Source organism: Flavonifractor sp. An10, from assembly GCF_002161215.1.
GTDB classification, from domain to species: domain Bacteria; phylum Bacillota; class Clostridia; order Oscillospirales; family Oscillospiraceae; genus Flavonifractor; species Flavonifractor avistercoris.
On record NZ_NFMB01000011.1, the window covers coordinates 55,029 to 77,561 of the forward strand.

At 63.7% G+C, this 22,533-nt stretch carries 14 protein-coding genes; 5 read left to right on the plus strand and 9 right to left on the minus strand.

Annotated features, from left to right (window positions below; all coding sequences use genetic code 11):
- Positions 1–493: 493 nt before the first annotated feature.
- From tuf to B5E42_RS17470, 8 genes are all read right to left on the minus strand, one after another.
- The gene (gene tuf / locus B5E42_RS17435) at positions 494–1,696 is read right to left on the minus strand and encodes an elongation factor Tu (RefSeq protein ID WP_087241987.1); all 1,203 of its coding nucleotides are present in this window, start codon (positions 1,694–1,696) and stop codon (positions 494–496) included.
- Between the two features lie 216 nt (positions 1,697–1,912).
- Positions 1,913–4,018, minus strand: coding sequence for an elongation factor G (gene fusA / locus B5E42_RS17440; protein WP_087241989.1), 2,106 nt, complete (start codon positions 4,016–4,018; stop codon positions 1,913–1,915).
- A 14-nt stretch (positions 4,019–4,032) separates the two neighbouring features.
- Entirely contained in the window at positions 4,033–4,503 is a 471-nt protein-coding gene (gene rpsG, locus B5E42_RS17445) for a 30S ribosomal protein S7 (protein WP_191402890.1), read from the minus strand.
- Positions 4,504–4,702: 199 nt separating this feature from the next.
- Positions 4,703–5,125 (minus strand): 30S ribosomal protein S12, encoded by a 423-nt coding sequence (gene rpsL / locus B5E42_RS17450; RefSeq protein WP_087241993.1) that lies wholly within the window; start codon positions 5,123–5,125, stop codon positions 4,703–4,705.
- A 74-nt stretch (positions 5,126–5,199) separates the two neighbouring features.
- Positions 5,200–5,442 carry a ribosomal L7Ae/L30e/S12e/Gadd45 family protein gene (locus B5E42_RS17455; RefSeq protein WP_087241995.1) on the minus strand — a complete coding sequence of 81 codons (243 nt, stop codon included), beginning with the start codon at positions 5,440–5,442 and terminating at the stop codon, positions 5,200–5,202.
- Between the two features lie 244 nt (positions 5,443–5,686).
- Entirely contained in the window at positions 5,687–7,018 is a 1,332-nt protein-coding gene (locus B5E42_RS17460; RefSeq protein WP_087241997.1) for a branched-chain amino acid transport system II carrier protein, read from the minus strand.
- Between the two features lie 64 nt (positions 7,019–7,082).
- Positions 7,083–8,672 carry an amidohydrolase gene (locus B5E42_RS17465; protein WP_087241999.1) on the minus strand — a complete coding sequence of 530 codons (1,590 nt, stop codon included), beginning with the start codon at positions 8,670–8,672 and terminating at the stop codon, positions 7,083–7,085.
- A gap of 215 nt (positions 8,673–8,887) precedes the next feature.
- On the minus strand, positions 8,888–10,246 hold the full coding sequence (locus B5E42_RS17470) for a sigma 54-interacting transcriptional regulator (protein WP_087242001.1): 1,359 nt from the start codon (positions 10,244–10,246) through the stop codon (positions 8,888–8,890).
- Positions 10,247–10,574: 328 nt separating this feature from the next.
- On the opposite strand from B5E42_RS17470, the gene rpoB reads away from it, so the two are divergent.
- The 3 genes from rpoB to B5E42_RS17485 all read left to right on the plus strand — a co-directional run bounded on the left by rpoB (position 10,575) and on the right by B5E42_RS17485 (position 19,751).
- Positions 10,575–14,279, plus strand: coding sequence for a DNA-directed RNA polymerase subunit beta (rpoB, locus tag B5E42_RS17475; RefSeq protein ID WP_087242003.1), 3,705 nt, complete (start codon positions 10,575–10,577; stop codon positions 14,277–14,279).
- A gap of 22 nt (positions 14,280–14,301) precedes the next feature.
- Entirely contained in the window at positions 14,302–18,105 is a 3,804-nt protein-coding gene (rpoC, locus tag B5E42_RS17480) for a DNA-directed RNA polymerase subunit beta' (protein ID WP_204244430.1), read from the plus strand.
- A gap of 302 nt (positions 18,106–18,407) precedes the next feature.
- Positions 18,408–19,751 (plus strand): glycosyltransferase 87 family protein, encoded by a 1,344-nt coding sequence (locus tag B5E42_RS17485; protein WP_141242566.1) that lies wholly within the window; start codon positions 18,408–18,410, stop codon positions 19,749–19,751.
- A gap of 76 nt (positions 19,752–19,827) precedes the next feature.
- On the opposite strand, the gene B5E42_RS17490 is transcribed toward B5E42_RS17485, so the two are convergent.
- Positions 19,828–20,961: a DUF4317 domain-containing protein gene (locus B5E42_RS17490; RefSeq protein ID WP_087242005.1), complete on the minus strand. Its 1,134-nt coding sequence runs from the start codon at positions 20,959–20,961 to the stop codon at positions 19,828–19,830.
- Between the two features lie 246 nt (positions 20,962–21,207).
- Here B5E42_RS17490 and B5E42_RS17495 point away from each other — a divergent pair, with 246 nt between their 5' ends.
- Both B5E42_RS17495 and B5E42_RS17500 read left to right on the plus strand, forming a co-directional pair.
- Positions 21,208–21,498 (plus strand): hypothetical protein, encoded by a 291-nt coding sequence (locus tag B5E42_RS17495; RefSeq protein ID WP_087242007.1) that lies wholly within the window; start codon positions 21,208–21,210, stop codon positions 21,496–21,498.
- A gap of 71 nt (positions 21,499–21,569) precedes the next feature.
- On the plus strand, positions 21,570–22,481 hold the full coding sequence (locus B5E42_RS17500; RefSeq protein ID WP_087242009.1) for an SH3 domain-containing C40 family peptidase: 912 nt from the start codon (positions 21,570–21,572) through the stop codon (positions 22,479–22,481).
- The last annotated feature ends 52 nt before the right edge of the window (positions 22,482–22,533 follow it).

Below are 22,533 nucleotides of genomic sequence, written 5' to 3' on the forward strand. Positions count from 1 at the left end.
TTTCCCCCGTATTCTATCATAGGCATGCCGACGGGGCAAGTTCTTTTCCGGACGGCCCGCACCGCGGCAAAAGAAAATCCCCGCCGGATGGCGGGATTTTCCCTGCCTGTCGAAAAAGCGGCAAAGCCGCTTTTTCGAGAAAGGCTGCATGGCGGAAGGGACTCGATTTCTTGCGAAATTGTCGCCCCTTCCGCCATGAGAAGTGTCATTTCCGAGGCGCATGTCCCCGGAAATGACAGGTTTTGATTTTATTCCTGCGGCTGCGGCCGCAGGAACTCTGCGAGGCCTGTCCCACAGAAGCTCCGCTTCTGCGGGAACCCTGTCCATTTTACATGCTCGGCGGAAATGAATTCCGCCTGCGCCGAGATTTTTGCTTCGCAAAAATGCTCGCACGGCGCTTCGCGCCGCCCCATCTGCGATGGGGCCCCGGGTGGCCGCACCGCGGCAAAAGAAAATCCCCGCCGGATGGCGGGGATTTTCCAAGGAAGTAAAATTACTCCTCGATGTCGATAACAACGCCGGAACCCACGGTGCGGCCACCCTCACGGATAGCGAAACGCAGGCCCTTCTCGATGGCGATGGGGGTGATCAGCTCCACCTTCATGTCCACGTTGTCGCCGGGCATGCACATCTCGGTGCCCTCGGGCAGGGTGATGACGCCGGTCACGTCGGTGGTACGGAAGTAGAACTGAGGACGATAGTTGTTGAAGAAGGGGGTGTGACGGCCGCCCTCGTCCTTGCTCAGGACGTACACCTGGCCGGTGAACTTGGTGTGGGGGTGAATGGAGCCGGGCTTGCACAGAACCTGGCCGCGCTCGATGTCGGTTTTGGCAACGCCGCGCAGCAGGGTGCCGATGTTGTCGCCGGCCTCAGCGTAGTCCAGCAGCTTGCGGAACATCTCGATGCCGGTCACGACGGTCTTCTTCTTCTCATCGGACAGGCCGACGATCTCGACTTCCTCGTTCATCTTGATGACGCCGCGCTCCACACGGCCGGTGGCGACGGTGCCGCGGCCGGTGATGGTGAACACGTCCTCGACGGGCATCAGGAAGGGCAGGTCGTCGTTGCGGGCGGGGGTGGGGATATACTCGTCAACGGCGTCCATCAGCTCCTTGATGCAGGCGAAGTCGGGGTCGTTCACGTCGCCGGACTCGCAGGTCAGGGCGTTCAGAGCGGAACCCTTGATGATGGGAATGTCGTCGCCGGGGAACTCGTACTTGGTCAGCAGCTCGCGAACCTCCATCTCCACCAGCTCCAGCAACTCCTCGTCGTCCACCTGATCGCACTTGTTCAGGAAGACCACGATGGCGGGCACGCCCACCTGACGGGCCAGCAGGATGTGCTCACGGGTCTGAGCCATGGGGCCGTCGGTGGCGGCGATGACCAGGATGGCGCCGTCCATCTGAGCAGCGCCGGTGATCATGTTCTTGATATAGTCGGCGTGGCCCGGGCAGTCAACGTGGGCGTAGTGACGCTTGTCGGTCTCGTACTCCACGTGGGCGGTGTTGATGGTGATGCCGCGCTCGCGCTCCTCGGGGGCCTTGTCGATGCTGGAGTAGTCCTCGTACTGGGCCTGACCCTTCAGAGCCAGATACTTGGTGATAGCAGCGGTCAGAGTGGTCTTGCCGTGGTCAACGTGGCCGATGGTGCCGATGTTGACATGGGGCTTGGTACGCTCAAATTTAGCCTTAGCCATTTTGGATGTTCCTCCTTAAAATCTGATAGTAGGATAGTCCTCATTTCCGCAATAAACGCGAAAATATTGTATAGCATTGCATGGAAAAAAGCAATACCTTTTCTGATTCTTTCCAGCCGGAAAGCTCAGGGAATGCGTGGCCGTCACGCTGCGGGCCGCGGGCACGGCCGGGCTGCTGAGCCCGGATTCCCCGCGCGCACGCCCTCCGCGCTAAACTTAGTCGTCCTTGCGGCCGCGCTCGGCGATGATCTTCTCGGCGATGCTCTTGGGGATCTCCACGTAGCTGTGGGGCTCCATGGAGTACTGGCCGCGGCCCTGGGTGCGGGAACGCAGATCCGTGGCGTAACCGAACATCTCGCTCAGAGGCACCAGGGCGCTGATGGCCTGGGCGCCGGGGCGGGCCTCCATGCCCTGGATCTGGCCGCGGCGGGCGTTCAGATCGCCCATCACGTCGCCCATGTAATCCTCGGGCACGATGACGTCCACCTTCATGATGGGCTCCAGCAGGACGGGGTTGGCCTTGCGGCAGGCCTCCTTGAAGGCCATGGAGCCGGCAATCTTGAAGGCCATTTCAGAGGAGTCCACCTCGTGGTAGGAGCCGTCGTACAGAGTGACCTTCACGTCCTCCACGGGATAGCCGGCCAGCACGCCGGCCTGCATGGCACCCTGGATACCGGCGTCCACCGCAGGGATATACTCCTTGGGGATGGCGCCGCCCACGATGTTGTTGATGAACTCGTAGCCCTTGCCGGACTCGTTGGGCTCCACGTGGATCTTGACGTGGCCGTACTGGCCCTTACCGCCGGACTGGCGGGCGTACTTGGTGTCCTGATCCACCGCCTTGCGGATGGTCTCCTTGTAGGCAACCTGGGGCGCGCCCACGTTGGCCTCCACCTTGTACTCGCGGAGCAGACGATCCACGATGATCTCCAGGTGCAGCTCGCCCATGCCGGCGATGATGGTCTGGCCGGTCTCCTCGTCGGTGTAGGTCTTGAAGGTGGGATCCTCCTCGGCCAGCTTGGCCAGGGCGATGCCCATCTTCTCCTGACCGGCCTTGGTCTTGGGCTCGATGGCGACCCGGATAACGGGCTCGGGGAACTCCATGGACTCCAGGATGATGGGATGCTTCTCATCACACAGGGTGTCGCCGGTGGTGGAGTTCTTCAGGCCGATAACGGCGGCGATGTCGCCGGAGTAGATCTCCTCGATGTCCTCCCGGTGGTTGGCGTGCATCTGCAGGATGCGGCCGATGCGCTCCTTCTGGTTCTTGGTGCTGTTGAGCACGGTGGAACCGGTGGTGAGCTTGCCGGAGTAGACACGCACGAAGGACAGACGGCCCACGAAGGGGTCGGTCATGATCTTGAAGGCCAGGGCGGAGAAGGGGGCGTTGTCGTCGGCGGGACGCTCGTCCTCCTCCTCGGTCTCGGGGTTCACGCCCTGGATGGCCGGGATGTCCAGCGGGGAGGGCATGAAGTCCACGATGGCGTCCAGCAGCTTCTGCACGCCCTTGTTGCGGTAAGAGGTGCCGCAGGTGACGGGAACCAGCTTGTTGTCGATGGTGCCCTGACGGATCACCTTGCGCAGCAGATCCTGGGGAATGGGCTTCTCCTCCAGGGCCAGTTCCATAACCTCGTCAGACAGGTCGGCGCAGGCGTCCACCAGCTTGGTGCGGTACTCCTGGGCCAGCTCCATCATGTCGGCGGGGATCTCCTCCACGCGCATGTCCTTGCCCATCTCGTCGTAGTAGATGTCGGCGTCCATCTCCACCAGGTCGATGATGCCCTTGAAGGTATCCTCCTTGCCGATGGGGAGCTGGATGGGCACGGCGTTGCACTTGAGACGGTCGTGGATCATGTTGAGCACGTTGTAGAAGTCGGCGCCCATGATGTCCATCTTGTTGACGTAGATCATGCGGGGAACCTTGTAGTGGTCGGCCTGGCGCCAGACGGTCTCGGACTGGGGCTCCACGCCGCCCTTGGCGCACATGACGGTCACAGAGCCGTCCAGCACGCGCAGGGAGCGCTCCACCTCCACGGTGAAGTCCACGTGGCCCGGGGTATCGATGATGTTGATGCGGGTCTGGGGGAACTGGTTCTTGGAGCCCTTCCAGTAGCAGGTGGTGGCGGCGGAGGTGATGGTGATGCCGCGCTCCTGCTCCTGAGCCATCCAGTCCATGGTGGCGGTACCGTCGTGGGTCTCGCCGATTTTGTAGTTGACGCCGGTGTAATAGAGAATACGCTCGGTGGTAGTCGTCTTACCGGCGTCGATGTGGGCCATGATGCCGATGTTGCGCGTATTCTCCAGAGATACTTTTCTAGGCATACTCTAACTCCTTATTACCAGCGATAGTGCGCGAAAGCCTTGTTGGACTCGGCCATCTTGTGGGTGTCCTCGCGCTTCTTCACTGCGGAGCCGAGGTTGTTGGCGGCGTCCATGATCTCGCCGGCCAGCCGCTCCTTCATGGTCTTCTCGCTGCGGGCGCGGGAGTAGTTGGTCAGCCAGCGCAGACCCAGGGTCTGGCGGCGCTCGGGACGAACCTCGATGGGCACCTGATAGGTGGCGCCGCCCACGCGGCGGGCCTTAACCTCCAGGGACGGCATGATGTTCTCCAGAGCGGCGGTGAACACGTCCAGGGGATCCTTCTCGGTCTTCTCCTTGATGATGTCGAAAGCACCGTAGACGACCTTCTGGGCCACGCCCTTCTTGCCGTCCAGCATGATGCTGTTGACCAGCTTGGTCACCAGGACGGAGTTGTAGATAGGATCGGGCAGAACCTCCCGCTTGGGTACGTTTCCTCTTCTGGGCACTTTGCTTCCCTCCTTCATAGTATGATTTCATAGGTACTCGAAGGCTGTTCAAAAGCCCCCGTGTAAGACAAGTGCCTGCTTGTCCAGTGCCCCGCTGAAAACGCCCCTGTTATATAGGTAAGCGCTTCCGCAAGGACAACTGCCTTGCGCTTGATGCGCGTTAGTTCTTCTTCAATGGGTTGTGCAAGTCCTCAGGGCATTACTTCTTGCCGGCCTTGGGACGCTTGGCGCCGTACTTGGAACGGCCCTGCATACGGCCGTTGACGCCCTGGGCATCGAGGGTGCCGCGGATGATGTGGTAGCGGACGCCGGGCAGATCCTTGACACGGCCGCCGCGGATCATGACCACGGAGTGCTCCTGCAGGTTGTGGCCGACACCGGGGATATAGGCGGTGACCTCCATCCCGTTGGTCAGACGCACACGGGCGATCTTACGAAGCGCGGAGTTGGGCTTCTTGGGGGTGGCGGTACGAACCGCGGTGCACACACCTCTCTTCTGGGGAGAAGGCAGGTCGGTCATGCGGTTCTGCAGGGTGTTCAGGCCCTTCTGCATGGCGGGCGCGGTGGACTTGGTGACGGCCACCTCACGGCCCTTACGGACGAGCTGGTTGAACGTAGGCATGGTTTTCCTCCTTTCTTGGTTTCTAAAGAATATATTTTAACGAAACGGTGGTGAATTATACCGCCTCGCTAAAATCAGGCCAACAGAGCGGCCACCGCGCTGGGCACGGCGATGCCGCAGGCGGAGCCCAGTTCCTTCATCTGGGACACCCGCTCCACCGGGATGTCCTTCTCCCGGCACAGCTCCTCCACCGGGCCGGTGACCCGGGGATCGGCATCCTCCGCCAGGAAGACGCGGGCGGCCCTGCCGTCCTCGATGGCCCTTCTGGTCTGCTTGACCCCGGCCACCCTGGCGCCCTGCTTGAGCTCCGACAGCATACGGCAACGCCTCCCATCCCTTGATTTCTCGGAAAAAGCGCCCTGTTTCAGGGCAGAATTTTTCCTTTGGCAGGCACACCTGCGCAATTTGGGATTATATCATAGTGAAAAATTGAAGTCAAGCAGAATTTTGCTAGAATTTGCAAGGCTTTGGGCCCCTCTCCCGTCAGAAATGACAGGGAGGCGGAGACAAATGCGTCTCCGCCTCCCGAGAGGAGCGGTTCCCGGGCACCCCGGGACTGGCTTACTTCTCCTGCGCGGACACCTCAGCAGGGTCGGGCAGGGGCTGGTACTTGGGCTTGCCGCGGCAGATGATGGCACCCACGACCATGCCGATGATGGTGGGAACCACCCAGGCAAAGCCCAGGCCGGAGAAGGGGAACAGATCCATGAAGCTCCGGAGCCAGCCGATGTTGGGGTTGACGCTGAGCACCGCGTCGCCCAGGCTCACCACCACGGCCATGAGCACGCCGCCCTTGTAGAAGCCGTCGTTGGGCAGGTACTTGTTGAGCAGGCCCAGCACAGTGTTCACAATCAGGGCCGGATAGACCACCAGGAAGATGGGGGTGACGTAGTTGACGATGTTCTGCACGCCGGTGATGCCCATGAAGATGCCGATGAGGCAGGCGATGAGCACCAGAACCTTGTAGGGGATCTTCCGCTTGAAGAAGTCGTAGAAGAAGCCGACACAGGTGGTGCCGATGCCCACGGCGGTGGTCAGGCAGGCCAGGGCCACCGCGCCGCCCAGGCAGGCCATGCCCACAGGACCCATGATGGACTGGATGATGCCGGAGAGCAGGGCGGTCTGTGGGGTGTCCTGGGGATAGACACCGCTGGCGCAGGCGCCGATGTAGGTCAGGGTGCCGTAGACGGCGAAGAGCACCACGATGCTGACGACGCCGGCCATGTAGCCGCCCTTTTTGCTCTCCGCGCCGGTGTAGCCCCGGCGGCGGAGATCCAGCAGGATCACGCTGGCGAACATGATGCCCACGGTGAGGTCGCCGGTGTTATAGGCGGTGAGGATGGCATCGCCGAAGGCGTTATCAATGCCGGTGTCCACGGGGGTGCCCACGGGAGAGATGACGCCCTTGATGAGCACGATGGCCAGGAGCACCACCAGAATGGGGGTCATGTACTTGCCCAGCTTGTCGATAACGGAGTTGGGGTCGCAGGCGAAGAAGTACACCAGCACGAAGAACACGATAACCGTGATCCAGATGGGCACGTTGGGAAACAGGGGCTGGATGGCCATCTCATGGGTGGTGGCAGCGCTCTTGGGCAGGGTGGAGCCCATGGCGATGAAGGAGCAACCGATCAGGTAGTAGGCGTTGTAGAACCAGGGGGACACGTGGCCCATCAGATCCTGGGCCTTGTCGCCCACGTTGTTCACCGCCCACAGGGCCAGCACCGGCAGGATGATGCCGCCCAGCAGCAGGCCCAGGGCGCCCCACATCCACTGATCGCCGCTGAACAGGCCGATCTGGGGCGGGAAGATCAGGTTGCCGGCGCCGAACATGGTGGAGAACAGCGCCAGGCCGACGATGATAGTGTCCTTCCAGAAATTTTTCTTGTTCATCTTCTTACCTCCCAAGCATGAATGGAATCAGATCCTCTCTTTTCTTCCACAGCGCAGAGCGGGCTCACTGCTCCGCGTGGTAGACGGTCGTTCCGTTGAGCACGGTCTCCAGCACCTTCACCTGGGGGAAGGTGTCCGGCTCGATGTCGAACAGATCCTGATCAAGCACCACCAGATCTGCCAGCTTGCCGGTCTCCAGCGTGCCGCGGACGGCCTCGTCCCGGCTGGCCCAGGCCGCGTCGGAGGTGAACAGGCGCACCGCCTGCTCCACAGAGAGGGCCTGCTCCGGCAGGTAGGTCTTGGTGCCCGCCCGGTTCTTCCGGGTGATGGCGGCGCGCATGTTGTCCAGCACGTCGAAGGGTTCCACCGGGCAGTCGGAGCCGCCGCTGACCCGGATGCCCAGATCCTCCATGCTCTTCCAGTTGTAGCAGTCTTTGGCGTGGCGCTCCCCCACCCGCTCCTCGATGATGTTCATGTCCGCGTCGATGAAGATGGGCTGGATATAGGCCTGCAGGCCCATGACCTTCATCAGCCGCAGCAGGGCCGGGGAGGTGGTCTGGGCGTGGACAATGCCGTGGCGGTGATCCGGCCAGGGGTTGGCCTCCTGGGCCTTGTAGATGGCGTCGCACACCTTCTGGAAGGCCAGGTCGCCGATGGCGTGGACGGCCACGTCCATGTGCTGGTCGTGGGCCGCCTTGATCCAGGCGCACAGCTCCTCCTCGGTATAGATGGGGATGCCGTGGTTGCTCCGGTCGTCCACATAGCCGTCGATCATCTCGGCGGACTTGGCGCCCAGGGAGCCGTCCTGGAGCAGCTTGCGGGGGCCGGTGCGGAAGAGGCTGGTGCGGTCGTCCGGGTCGCTGCGCGCCGCCAGCAGGCGGCCGAAGTCGGGCTGATCCACCAGGCACTGCTCGTACACCCGGACGGTCAGCTTCCCCTCCTCCTCCATCTCCCGGAACAGGTCGATGAGGTGAATGGGATCCATCCCCGCAATCACCTTCAGATCGTCGGAGTGGACGCAGGTGATGCCGGCGGCATTGAGATCCCGCTGGCCGATCTCAATGAGCTCCCGCACGTAGGCATCGTCCGCCTTGGGAATCACGTCCATGTACAGCCGCATGGCGTCCTCCCGCAACAGGCCGTTGATGAAGTCCACGTGGCTGATGGTCTCGGGATCCACATTTTTCAGCTCCCGGATGCGCTCCAGCATCACGGTGTTGCAGGCGGCGATGTGGGCGCAGGTGCGCAGCATGCACACGGGGATCTCAGTGGAGATGCGATCCATGTCCTCCCGGGTGGGCATGCGGCCCTCCTTCATGGTCTCCTGGTTCCAGCCCATGCCCAGCAGGTAGTCGGGATGGTTCTTTTCAATCCGTTCCCGGCAGCGCTCCACGATGGTCTCGATGGAGTCCACGCCGAACAGGGCCACGTTTTTCTGGAACATGGCGTAGTAGAGCATGTGCAGATGGGTGTCGTTGAAGCCGGGCAGCACCATGGCCCCCTGGAGATCCTTCTTCTCGTCCCAGCTCTGGGCCAGGGCGTCCGCGCTGGTGCCCAGGAAGACAATCTTGTCGTCCTCCGCCCCCACCGCCTCGTACCGGGTCATGGCCCCGTCCATGGACACGACCTTTCCGTTGTACCAAAGTCTCCTCATTTCCACGCTTCCTTTCCGCCCGTCGGGCAAATCTGTCTGATATTCATTAGCAAGCAGGATGCCAAAGTTGGGCAATCCACACAAAAAGCCGCCGGAAATCCTCCGCCCCTAGGGACAGCTCAGGCTGTCCCGCTCTGGCGCTGGATTTCCGGCGGCCCGTTCGATGCCGCTCCTGCGTACTCAATTGTCAAAATTTTTTGCACCTGCAAAATTTTTTACAGGTCATATTTTTGCAGCTTGTATTTCAGATTCTGCCGCGACAGGCCCAGGTTCCGGGCCGCGGCGGAGATGGAACCGTATTGCTCCATGGCCCGGCGGATGAGCTCCCGCTCGTACCGCTCCACCTCCCGGCTCAGGGAGATGGGGCCGTCCGGCAGGGCCGCGCCGGCGGCCTCCGAAGGGGGCTCCGGACGGGTGCCCAGGCTCTCCGCCAGATCCGCCTCGCACAGCAGCTCCCCCTGCGCCACGGCAAAGGCCCCCTCCACCGCGTTGCGCAGCTGGCGGACATTGCCCGGCCACCGGCACTGCCGGAGCATTCGGTCGGCCCCCGGGGTCACCCCCCGGATGGTGCGCTTCATGGAACGGTTATACTGCTCCAGAAAATGGTTTGTCAACAGCGGGATGTCCTCCGGCCGCTCCCGCAGGGGCGGCAGGAGCAGGCGCACCACCCCAAGGCGGTAAAAGAGATCCTCCCGCAGGCGGCCGGTGCGGAGCAGCTCCTCCGGCGGCTCGTTCACCGCCGCCACGATGCGCACGTCAAAGGGGATGTCCCGGCTGCCGCCCAGACGGCGCACCTTTTTCTCCTCCAGGGCCTTGAGCAGCTTGGCCTGGAGGGAGATGTCCATGGAGTTGATCTCGTCCAGAAAGAGGGTGCCGCCGTTGGCCTCCTCAAAGAGGCCCTTGTGGGTCACCGCGCCGGTATAGCTGCCCTTCTCCGTGCCGAAGAACATGCTCTCCAGCAGGTTGGTGGGTATGGCCGCGCAGTTCTGGGACACGAAGGACTGGCCGCACCGCCGCCCCTCGGTGTGGAGGGCCTCGGCCACCAGCTCCTTGCCGGTGCCCGTCTCCCCATAGATGAGCACCGGGGAGTCCAGCTGGGCGGCGGAGCGGACGCGGCGCTTGAGCTCCTCCATCACCGGCGAACAGGTCACAATCCGATCCAGGGTGGACAGGCCGCCCCGGCGGCCGCCGCGGACAATACGCTGCCCCACCACATAGAAGCGGGCGCAGTCCACCGCCCCCACCACCTGTCCGTCCACCGAGATGGGGATGGTGGTAGCATCCAGCACCACCCGCTCCCCCCGGCTGTTCACAATCTCCTGCCGCTGGTCGTAGATGGCCCGGCCGGTGCGCAGGGCGCGGAGGATGGTGCTGCTCTCCTCGTCCAGCTCCGGATAGAGCTCCCGGATGTGGCGGCCCACCGTCTCCTCCGCCTTCCAATAGTAGTTCATGGCAATGCGGTGATCCCGGATGATCCCGTTCCGATCCACAATCAGGATCCCGTCGGTGTCCTCACACACCTGAATGATCGCCCGGATCTGATCCATATACGGGTCTCTGTACGGTTCCGGCATGCGCTTCGCCTCCCTGCCCGGAGAAAATAAGAAAAAAATCTGGATTCCTCCAGATTTTCTTAAAAAGCAGTTGACTTTTCCAATACATACATGGTATACTGAAACGCTCTTATGTTTCAAAGGCGTTTTCCCGATCCTGCCCCATGTTGTACCCACTATACCACGGGCTCCGGAAAAGCGCAAGAGAAATTTTTCACGTTTTATCCACGCAGCCGGGTGTGTATCTCCCTCCGCCGCCCGGACACGGACGCACGAAGCAGCCGCAGCAGCCGGGAGCCCCTGCCCCCCAGCGGACTCCCCATTACGAAAACGAGGTGTTGTTTCTAAGATGGTCAAGGACGTCTACTACGGCAAGACCCTCCGCAAGAGCTTTGCCCGCCACGAGGAGATCCTGGATATGCCCAACCTCCTGGAGGTGCAGAAGAACTCCTACCAGTGGTTCCTGGACACGGGACTGCGGGAGGTGTTCAAGGATGTGGCCTCCATCACCGACTACGCCGGCAACCTGGAGCTGTCTTTCATCGACTACTCCATGGATGAGCCCCCCAAGTACTCCGTGGAGGAGTGCAAGGCCCGGGACGCCACGTACGCCGCCCCCATCAAGGTGCGGGTGCGCCTGCGCAACAAGGAGACCGAGGAGATCAAGGAGCAGGAGATCTTCATGGGCGACTTCCCCCTGATGACCAAGGGCGGCACCTTCGTCATCAACGGCGCCGAACGGGTCATCGTCTCCCAGATCGTCCGCTCCCCCGGCATCTACTACTCCCGCACCGAGGACAAGGCGGGGGCCGTCACCTATGCCACCACCGTCATCCCCTACCGGGGCGCCTGGCTGGAGTATGAGACCGACCCCTCCGACGTGTTCTATGTGCGCATCGACAAGAACCGCAAGCTGCCCATCACCTGCCTGATCCGCGCCGTGGGCCCCCGCACCGACGCGGAGATTCTGGAGCTGTTCGGCGAGGATGCCCGGCTGGTGGCCACCCTGGAGAAGGACGCCTGCAAGACCTACGAGGACGCCCTGCTGGAGATCTACCGCAAGCTGCGCCCCGGCGAGCCCCCCACGGTGGACTCCGCCGAGAGCCTGCTCAACGCCCTGTTCTTCGACCCCCGGCGGTACGACCTGTCCGCGGTGGGCCGGTACAAGTTCAACAAGAAGCTGGCCATCTGGGCCCGGCTGGCGGGCCAGACCCTGGCCCTGCCGGTGGTGGATCCCATGACCGGCGAGATTTTGGCCGAGCCCGGCGAGGTGCTCACCCGGGAGAAGGCCCGGGAGCTGGACGCCAAGGGCGTCAACGAGGCCGTGCTGGATCTGGAGGGCACGCAGATCAAGGTGTTCTCCAACCACATGGTGGACATGAAGCACTTTGTGGACTTCGACCCCGCCGAGTGCGGCGTCACCGAGCGGGTGCGCTTCTCCGTCCTGCAGGAGCTGCTGCAGGAGTTCTCCGGCGAGGAGCTGAAGGAGGCCGTCCGCGACCGCATGGACGATCTCATCCCCAAGCACATCATTGTGGACGACATCATGGCGTCCATCAACTACCTCAACTGCCTGGCCCACGGGGTGGGCTCCGCCGACGACATCGACCACCTGGGCAACCGCCGCCTGCGCTGCGTGGGCGAGCTGCTGCAGAACCAGTTCCGCATCGGCTTCAGCCGTATGGAGCGGGTGATCCGGGAGCGGATGACCATCCAGGATCTGGACATCGTCACCCCCCAGAGCCTCATCAACATCCGCCCCGTCACCGCCGCCATCAAGGAGTTCTTCGGCTCCTCCCCCCTGAGCCAGTTCATGGATCAGACCAACCCCCTGGCCGAGCTGACCCACAAGCGCCGCCTGTCCGCCCTGGGCCCCGGCGGCCTGAGCCGTGACCGGGCCTCCTTCGACGTGCGTGACGTCCACTACAGCCACTACGGCCGCCTGTGCCCCATCGAGACCCCCGAAGGCCCCAACATCGGCCTGATCTCCTACCTGTCCGCCTATGCCCGCATCAACCGGTACGGCTTTATCGAGGCCCCCTACCGCAAGGTGGATCGGGCCACCGGCCGCGTCACCGGCCAGGTGGAGTATATGACCGCCGACATGGAGGACGAGTACACCATCGCCCAGGCCACCGAGCCTCTGGATGAGAACGGCTGCCTGAAGAACCCCCGTATCACCTGCCGCCACCGCAACGAGATCATCGACGTGGATCGGGATCAGGTGGACTACATGGACATCTCCCCCAAGATGATGTTCTCCATCGCCACCGCCCAGATCCCCTTCCTGGAGAACGACGACGCCAACCGTGCCCTGATGGGCGCCAACATGCAGCGTCAGGCCGTACCCCTGCTCACCACCGAGGCCCCCATCGTGGCCACCGGCCAGGAGCACAAGAACTGCATCGACTCCGAGGTGGCCATCCTGGCCGAAGAGGACGGCGTGGTGTCCAAGGTGGACGCCACCTCCGTGTCCGTCCGCTATGACAGCGGCCGCACCGGGGACTACAAGCTCATTAAATACCTGCGCTCCAACCACGCCACCTGCATCAACCAGCGGCCCATCGTCAACGCCGGCCAGCGGGTGGAGAAGGGCGAGGTCATCGTGGACGGCCCCTCCACCAACAACGGCGAGATCGCCCTGGGCAAGAACATCCTCATGGGCTTCATGACCTGGGAGGGTTACAACTACGAGGACGCCATCCTGCTCAACGAGCGGATGGTGAAGGAGGACGTGTTCACCTCCATCCACATCGAGGAGTACGAGACCGAGTCCCGCGACACCAAGCTGGGCCCCGAGGAGATCACCCGGGACATCCCCAACGTGGGCGAGGACGCCCTGAAGGATCTGGACGAGCGGGGCATCATCCGCGTGGGCGCCGAGGTACGCGCCGGCGACATTCTGGTGGGAAAGGTCACCCCCAAGGGCGAGACCGACCTCACCGCCGAGGAGCGGCTGCTGCGCGCCATCTTCGGCGAGAAGGCCCGGGAGGTTCGCGACACCTCCCTGAAGGTGCCCCACGGCGAGAGCGGCATCATCGTGGACGTGAAGGTCTTCACCCGGGAGGCGGGCGACGAGCTCTCCCCCGGCGTCAACATGGTGGTTCGGGTCTACATCGCCCAGAAGCGGAAGATCTCCGTGGGCGACAAGATGGCCGGCCGCCACGGCAACAAGGGCGTGGTCTCCCGCATCCTGCCCCAGGAGGATATGCCCTTCCTGCCCGACGGCACCCCCCTGGACATCGTGCTCAACCCCCTGGGCGTGCCCTCCCGTATGAACATCGGTCAGGTGCTGGAGGTTCACCTGGGCTACGCGGCCAAGACCCTGGGCTGGAAGGTGGCCACCCCCGTCTTCAACGGCGCCGACGAGAAGGACATCGCCGAGACCCTGAAGATGGCCGGCCTGCGGCCCGACGGCAAGAGCTGGCTGTACGACGGCCGCACCGGCGAGCGGTTTGACAACCCCGTCACCGTGGGCTATGTGTACTTCCTCAAGCTCCACCACCTGGTAGACGACAAGATCCACGCCCGCTCCACCGGCCCCTACTCCCTGGTCACCCAGCAGCCTCTGGGCGGCAAGGCCCAGTTCGGCGGCCAGCGCTTCGGCGAGATGGAGGTGTGGGCCCTGGAGGCCTACGGCGCGGCCTACACCCTGCAGGAGATCCTCACCGTCAAGTCCGACGACGTCACCGGCCGCGTGCGCACCTACGAGGCCATTGTCAAGGGCCACAACGTACCCAAGCCCGGCGTGCCCGAGTCCTTCAAGGTTCTGGTCAAGGAGCTGCAGTCCCTGTGCCTGGACATCAAGGTGCTGGATCACGACGGCAACGAGATCGAGCTGAAGGACGACGACGATGACAACTACCAGGGCGGCAAGTACCACGACGACGATGACGACTACTACGGCTACAACGCCGGCGGGGAGTCGGAGTTCGCCGCCGCGGGCTACACCCTGAAGGAGGGCAGCGACGACGACGATCTGGCCGTCTCCGACGACGAGGGGCTGGACGACGACTATTCGGACGACTACTCCGATGACGACGATATGGAATAAGTAAGGGAGGACGAGCAAACACATGAGTTACGCTGAATTTGAAGCCATCCAGATCGGCATCGCCTCCCCGGAACAGATCCGCGAGTGGTCTTACGGTGAGGTAAAGAAGCCGGAGACCATCAACTACCGCACCCTCAAGCCGGAGCGGGACGGCCTGTTCTGCGAGCGCATCTTCGGCCCCACCAAGGACTGGGAGTGCCACTGCGGCAAGTACAAGAAGATCCGCTACAAGGGCAAGATCTGCGACCGCTGCGGCGTGGAGGTCACCCGTGCCAAGGTGCGCCGGGAGCGCATGGGCCACATCGAGCTGGCCGCCCCCGTGTCCCACATCTGGTATTTCAAGGGCATCCCCTCCCGCATGGGCTTGCTGCTGGACATCAGCCCCCGGATCCTGGAGAAGGTGCTCTACTTCGCCAGCTATATTGTCACCGATCCCGGCTTCTCCCCCCTGGCCAAGAACCAGATCCTCTCCGAGAAGGAGTACCGCGACATGCGGGAGAAGTACGAGGACGACTTCGAGGCCGGCATGGGCGCCGAGGCGGTGAAGAAGCTGCTCCAGGACATCGATCTGGAGGAGCTGTCCACCTCCCTGCGGGCCGAGCTGAAGGACGCCTCCGGCCAGAAGAAGGCCCGCATCGTCAAGCGGCTGGAGGTGGTGGACGCCTTCCGCCTGTCCGGCAACAAGCCGGAGTGGATGATCATCGACGTGCTGCCGGTGATCCCCCCCGAGCTGCGCCCCATGGTGCAGCTGGACGGCGGCCGCTTCGCCACCTCTGACCTGAACGACCTGTACCGCCGGGTGATCAACCGGAACAACCGCCTCAAGCGCCTCATCCAGCTCAACGCCCCCGACATCATCGTGCGCAACGAGAAGCGCATGCTGCAGGAGGCGGTGGACGCCCTGATCGACAACGGCCGCCGCGGCCGGGCCGTCACCGGCGCCAACAACCGTGCCCTCAAGTCCCTGTCCGACATGCTCAAGGGCAAGCAGGGCCGCTTCCGCCAGAATCTGCTGGGCAAGCGCGTGGACTACTCCGGCCGTTCCGTTATCGTGGTGGGCCCCGAGCTGAAGATCTACCAGTGCGGCCTGCCCAAGGAGATGGCCATCGAGCTGTTCCGCCCCTTCGTCATGAAGAAGCTGGTGGAGGACGGCCTGGCCAACAACATCAAGTCCGCCAAGAAGATGGTGGACAAGGGCCGGGCCGAGGTGTGGGACGCCCTGGAGTTTGTCATCAAGGATCACCCCGTCATGCTCAACCGTGCGCCTACGCTCCACCGCCTGGGCATCCAGGCCTTCGAGCCGGTGCTGGTGGAGGGCCGGGCCATCAAGCTCCACCCCCTGGTGTGTACCGCCTTCAACGCCGACTTCGACGGCGACCAGATGGCCGTCCACGTGCCCCTGTCCGCCGAGGCCCAGACCGAGGCCCGGGTGCTCATGCTCTCGGCCAACAACCTGCTGCGGCCCCAGGACGGCGGCCCTGTCACCGTGCCCACCCAGGACATGGTGCTGGGCTCCTACTACCTGACCTATGAGAAGTATCCCGAGCACACCGCCGAGGAGACCTACGACGACGTGGCGGCGGTGAAGGCCGCCCTGGCCGAGGGCACCATCACCCCCGACTCCTATATCTGGGTCAAGAACCCCGGCTCTCTGGACGACATCCCCACCTACGCGGGCATCTGCGCCGACACCGAGGACGGCCAGCTGCCCCGGGAGGTGCTCCACGTCTTTGCCGACGACACCGAGGCCCGCCTGGCCTACGACGAGGGCGAGCTGGAGCTCCACGTGCCCATCCTGGTGCGCCGCTCCGCCGAGGTGGACGGCGTCACCCGCCACAAGCTGGTGCGCACCACCGTGGGCCGTCTGATTTTCAACGAGGGCATCCCCCAGGATCTGGGCTTTGTGGATCGGAGCGACCCCGAGCAGATGTTTGACCCCGAGGTCAACTTCATCGTGGGCAAGAAGCAGCTGGGCAAGATCATCGACAAGTGCATCACCAAGCACGGCTTCACCGTGTCCGCCGGCGTGCTGGACACCATTAAGAACCGAGGCTACAAGTTCTCCACCCGCGGCTCCCTCACCGTCTCCATCTACGACATGACCATCCCCGAGAAGAAGTACGGCCTGATCGCCGACACCGAGAAGGAGATCGTCAAGATCGAGCGGCAGTACAAGCGTGGCTTCCTCACCAACGAGGAGCGGTACCGCCTGGTGGTGGAGGCCTGGGAGAAGACCACCAAGGACGTGACCGACGCCCTGATGGCCGGCCTGGACCGGTACAACCCCATCTGGATGATGGCCGACTCCGGCGCCCGCGGCTCCTCCGCCCAGATCCGTCAGCTGGCCGGCATGCGCGGCCTGATGGCCGACACCTCCGGCCGCACCATCGAGATCCCCATCAAGTCCAACTTCCGTGAGGGCCTGTCCGTGCTGGAGTACTTCATCTCCTCCCGAGGCGCCCGGAAGGGCATGGCCGATACCGCCCTGCGTACCGCCGACTCGGGCTACCTGACCCGCCGTCTGGTGGACGTGTCCCAGGAGGTCATCATCCGCGAGCACGACTGCGGCACCGACGACGGCATCACCGTCAGCGAGATCGTGGAGAACGGCCAGGTGATCGAGACCTTCGGCGAGCGGCTCAAGGGCCGCTACCCGGTGGAGGACATCTGCGATCCCCAGACCGGCGAGGTGCTCATCGACCACCACACCATGATGACCGAGGCCGACGCCAAGCTGCTGGAGGCCCACGGCATCCACTCTGTGAAGATCCGCAGCGTGCTCACCTGCCGGGCCCGCAGCGGGGTGTGCTCCAAGTGCTACGGCATCAACCTGGCCATCGGCGAGCCCGTTGGCGAGGGCGAGGCCGTGGGCATCATCGCCGCCCAGTCCATCGGCGAGCCGGGCACCCAGCTCACCATGCGTACCTTCCACACCGGCGGCGTGGCCGGCGGCGACATCACCCAGGGTCTTCCCCGTGTTGAGGAGCTGTTCGAGTCCCGCAAGCCCAAGAAGATGGCCCAGCTGGCCGAGGTGGGCGGCAGGGTCACCCTGGAGGAGGCCAAGCGCAACTCCATGTGCAACGTCACCATCACCGCCGACGACGGCGAGGTGGTCACCTATCTGCTGCCCTACGCGGGCCTGCGGGTGAAGGACGGCGACGTGATCGAGAAGGGCTTCGCCCTGAACGACGGCGCCCTCTATCCTCAGGACGTGCTGCGGGTGCGCGGCATCCACGCCGTGTACGACTACCTGATTCAGGAAGTGCAGAAGCCCTACCGCCAGCAGGGCGTGGACATCAACGACAAGCACATCGAGGTCATCTGCCGCCAGATGATGCGCAAGGTGCGGGTGGAGGACGCCGGCGATTCCCAGCTGCTCTCCGGCTCCACCATCGATCTCATCGAGTTTGAGGACGCCGTGGCCGACGTCCGGGCCCGCATCGAGGCGGGGGAGACCAACGACGGCATGGAGCTCCAGCTGCCCACCTGCACCCGCCTGCTGATGGGCATCACCAAGGCCTCCCTGGCCACCGACTCCTTCCTGTCCGCCGCCTCCTTCCAGGAGACCACCAAGGTGCTCACCGAGGCCGCCATCAAGGGCAAGGTGGATCACCTGCTGGGCCTGAAAGAGAACGTGATCATCGGCAAGCTGATCCCCGCCGGCTCCGGCCTGTCCATCTACCGCAAATACGACCAGATGGACGACGAGGGCGATGCCCAGAGCGGCGAGGCCGCTCCGGAGGAGGAGGACGTGGTGGAGGCTGAGGCTGTCGAGCCTCTGGCCGAGACCGGGGACTCCGTCATCGAGGAGCAGCCTGAGTTCTGATTCCGATCCCATCCGTTTCAAGTGGCCCGGGGCACGCCCCGGGCCACTCAGCCTGTCGAAAAAGTCTTTTCGACAGGCTGCTGAACTTTTTGAAACTTTAAAGAAAGTTTCAAAAAGTTGTTTGATCCAACGCGAAAGGGAACCCTGACGGTTCATCTCCGCGCCAAGTGCCGCCGCTTTGCGGCGGTTGCGCTCCGAAACGCCCTGCGGGGCAGCCTTTCACACTATTCTTCCCTCCGCATCCTTCGGCGGGAGGGTTTTTCGACAGCCTCATTCTCCTATTGCCGGGAGGTATTCTGTCTATGAACCGATCCACCGTGCTCCCCTGGGCGGGGGCCGGGCTGTTTCTGCTGGGGCTGGGCCTGCTGCCCGCCGGGGCGCTATCCCTGGGCGGGCCGGCCGCCCACACCGCCGTATATCTCCTCCTGCTGGCCCTGGCCGGGCTGGCCCTCTGGCTGCTGCGCCGCCTGGGCCTGGGCCGGGAGCAGATGCTGGCCGCCCTGCTGCCCATCGGGCTGGCGGTTTTCCTGCGGGCCCTGCTGCTGGACTACCAGTCCGCCGACTACCAGATGTTCCTGTCCCAGTGGGCAGCCACGTTCCGGGACAGCGGCGGCTTTGCCGCCGTGAAGCTGCCCATCGGCAACTACAACGCCCCCTACCTCTACTTCCTGGCCGCCATCTCCTACCTGCCCATCCCGGATCTGTATCTGATCAAGCTGTTCTCCATCCTCTTTGACGGGATTCTGGCCTGGGGCGGCTTCCGGCTGGTGCGCCACTTCACCCCGGGGGACAAGAACCGTCCCCTGCTGTGCTTCTGCCTGCTCCTGCTGCTGCCCACGGTGGTGACCAACGGGGCCTTCTGGGGCCAGTGCGACGCCCTGTACGGCGCCCTGGTGCTCCACGCCCTCTCCTCCACCCTGGAGGGACATCCCTATACCTCCCTGATCCTGCTGGGGGTGGCCTTCTCCTGCAAACTCCAGACCGTCTTTATCCTCCCCCTGTGGGGGGCACTGGTGCTCCTCCGGCGGGTGCCGCTGCGCGCCCTGCTCTGCTTCCCCGCCGCCTATGCCGCCACCTGCGTGCCCGCCCTGCTGCTGGGCAAGCCCCTGGGGGACATTCTGGGGGTGTATCTCGGCCAGGCCTCGGAGTACTCCGACTACCTGAACCTGAACGCCCCCAACCTATACGCCTTCCTCCCCTACGACGCCCAGGTGGACACCGCCGCCGCGGCCCGGCTGGGCATCCTCATCGCCTTCGCCCTGGCGCTGGCGGTGATTGCCGCGCTGTGGCTGCTCCGCCGGCGGGCGGACGACCGGGTGCTCCTCACCGCCGCCGTGCTTCTGGCCGTCGGGGTGCCCTTCTTCCTGCCCCACATGCACGAGCGGTACTTCTTCCTGGCCGATGTGCTCTCCCTGGCCTGGGCCTGCGCCGCCCCCCGCTTCTCCCCCGCCGCCCTGCTGGTGCAGCTGTCCTCCTTCGGCGCCTATGTGGTGGTGCTGCGGGAGGCCTACACCCGCATCATTGCCCTGGGCGGGAAGCTCTATCCCATGCTGTGCGAGGGCAGCCTCATGCTGGGGGCCCTGGTGTTCACCGCCGCCGCCTTCGCCGTGCAGCTCCGCCGGCGGCCCCCTGCCCCGGAAACCTGAAAAATCGGCGCGCCCACCGCTTGAAGCGGTGGGCGCGCCGTGCTATCCTTACCTATATAATAGAAATGGCTGTGGATCAGTCCCGGGCGGTGCGGACGCCGAAGCCGTTGAGCTCCACGTCCCCCTCCACGGGGATGAGCAGATAATTGCGCCCGTCGATGGTACGCCGCTCCACCAGATAGCTCTGTTCCGGGTCGATGGAGAGGGTGGCGGCGGCGGTCTTGAGCTCAAACTTGCCGCTGTCGATCAGGTTGGCCGGGCTGAGGGCCGCCCCCTGCCCGAAGCGCTGGCCGCACTGCTCCAGGAAGGCGGACACCTTGTCCTCCCCCACGCCGCAGTCGGCCAGGAGCGCCCCCACCTCGCCGGGGGAGATGGTCAGGGGCTCGGGATCCTTCTCCTCCTTGTGCCGCAGGATCCGCTCCCGCAGGCCCTCATGGACGGCCTGGGCCACCTCCATGCTGCACGCCTCCCCCAGGGCGTCGGTCAGGGCACCCTGGAAGGCCTCCCGCTGCTCGGCGGCGGACATGGGCGGCTCGGTATGGAACACCGCGTCGATCACCTCCTGGTGGAGCTGATCGGGCTTGCGGGCGTAGAACAGGGCGTTGTAGAGGTTGGCCGCCCGGTCGTCGAAGGCCGGGAACAGGAAGCCCAGCTCCGGCGGCGCCACCACCCGGCAGGGGGTGCAGGTGTGGAACTCGTTGTCGCCGGAGAAGTAGCCCAGCTCCGGCTTGCCCTCCTTCACCGGGCAGACGCAGCAGACAAAGTAGGAGAACACGGTGTCCGAGCCGTCCACGGTGTCGTCCTTGGCCCGGTGGGGCACGTCGTAGACGTCGTGGGCCAGCAGGATCAGGTAGTTGCTCTCCTCCAGCTCCAGGGTGCCGATGAGCTTCTCATAAAAACTCTGCCGCAGGGCGCTGTCCTTCAGCTGGCAGTCCCGCAGGGCGGTGAGCAGCCGGTGCTCCTCGCTGTCCGCCACCTGCCGGGTGGAGAACACGATGTCGATCAGGTTCCGGCCCAGGGCGCCGGACAGGGCCTTCTTCAGCAGGCCCAGGTACTTCTCCGCCTCCTCCTCCGGCATGGTGCCCAGGGGCGCGTCCAGATAGGAGATGATCTCCCGGCTGCTGTTGACATAACATCCGTAGATGCGGCTGATGGCGCTCTTCTCCGGCTTGAACCGGCGGCGCAGCTCGCTGACTTCCTTTTGATTCATCGGTATCGCCTCGCTTGTTTCCTCAGAATAGTCCGACAGCCCCGATTATAGCACATCTGTTCCCGTTTGTCAGCCCTCTCTCCCTCGACACGCTGTCCCCCGATCCCGGACAGAACCCCGGCTTGTCCGCTTTTAGGAGACATTTCCTGAAAAAACTCCGGGAAAGCGGTTGACGGAACGGAAACAATGTGTTACAATTTGGTTACAGTTTTTAAGAATCGTAACAAATCCTCAAAGGAGGCCGCAATGGCAAATCAGAACAATACCCTCACCTACAAGGGCCACCCCCTCCGCCGGAAGGACAGCCTGATCTACTACGGCAGCATGGCCCAGAAATATATCATCATGCTCCAGATTCTCTCCCAGAAGAAGGAGAAGGACATGGACGTGGCCACCAAGGTGTCCGTCCAGCTCCAGCTCACCGATCCCGATCTGAAGAGCCGGGACCGGGTGGTGAAGAAAACCGAGAAGGACAGCCTGTACGCCGCCATGGATGTGGCCTCTGTCTGGCTGGATCGGGCCCTGGCCAGCGCCTGAGGCCCCCTCACGAAAGAAAAGACAAAGCCCCGCTCCGGCGGGGAAAGCTTTGAAAGTGGAGGAATCTACCCATGATAACGCCTGCCAAGCTGCTGCGCACCGCGCTGCTTACCGTTGCCATCTCCACCGTCTGTGTGGTTTCCGCCTCCGCCGCCAGCGTGGGCGTGGGCACCGTCAACACCGATGCCCTCCGCCTCCGGGATGAGGCCACCACCGACTCCACCATCCTGGCCACCGCCGCCAAGGGCGACACCGTGGTGGTGCTGGAGGATACCGGCGACGGCTGGTACAAGGTGGACTATAACTCCGTGGAGGGGTATATGTCCGGCGAGTACCTGGACGTGGCCACCAAGGCCGATGTGACCATCGGCTACGGCCTGGTTCAGACCGACGGCGCGACCCTGAACATCCGCAGCGGGCCTGGCACCGACTATGATGTGGTTTATCCCCTGAACGACGGCTCCGTGGTCAACATTGTGGGCATTGACAACGGCTGGTACAAGATCACCACCTCCGGCGGCCTGTCCGGCTATGTCAGCAGCGACTACATGGTCACCTGCAAGGACTCCGCCGGCTCCCGCGGCGACAGCACCGCCGTGGCCGCCAGCAGCGGCCTGGGCCAGCAGGTGGTGGACTACGCCAAGCAGTATCTGGGCACCCCCTATGTGTACGGCGGCAACGGCCCCAGCAGCTTCGACTGCTCCGGCTACACCAGCTATGTGTACCGCCACTTCAGCTACACCCTGAACCGCACCGCCTCCGGCCAGCTCTCCAACGGCACCTCGGTGTCCAAGAGCGAGCTCCAGCCCGGCGACCTGGTGTTCTTCCGCTACAACACCTCCAAGGCCGCCTCTCACGTGGGCATCTACATCGGCGGCGGACAGTTCATCCACGCCTCCACCAATACATACACCGTTAAGATTGACACCCTGACCAGCGGCCACTACGCCAACGTCTACGTGGGCGCCCGCCGGATCTTCTGATCTCCTTGGCAGGCTGGATCAGAAAACGGGAAAGAGAGAGAAACCGCCCCGC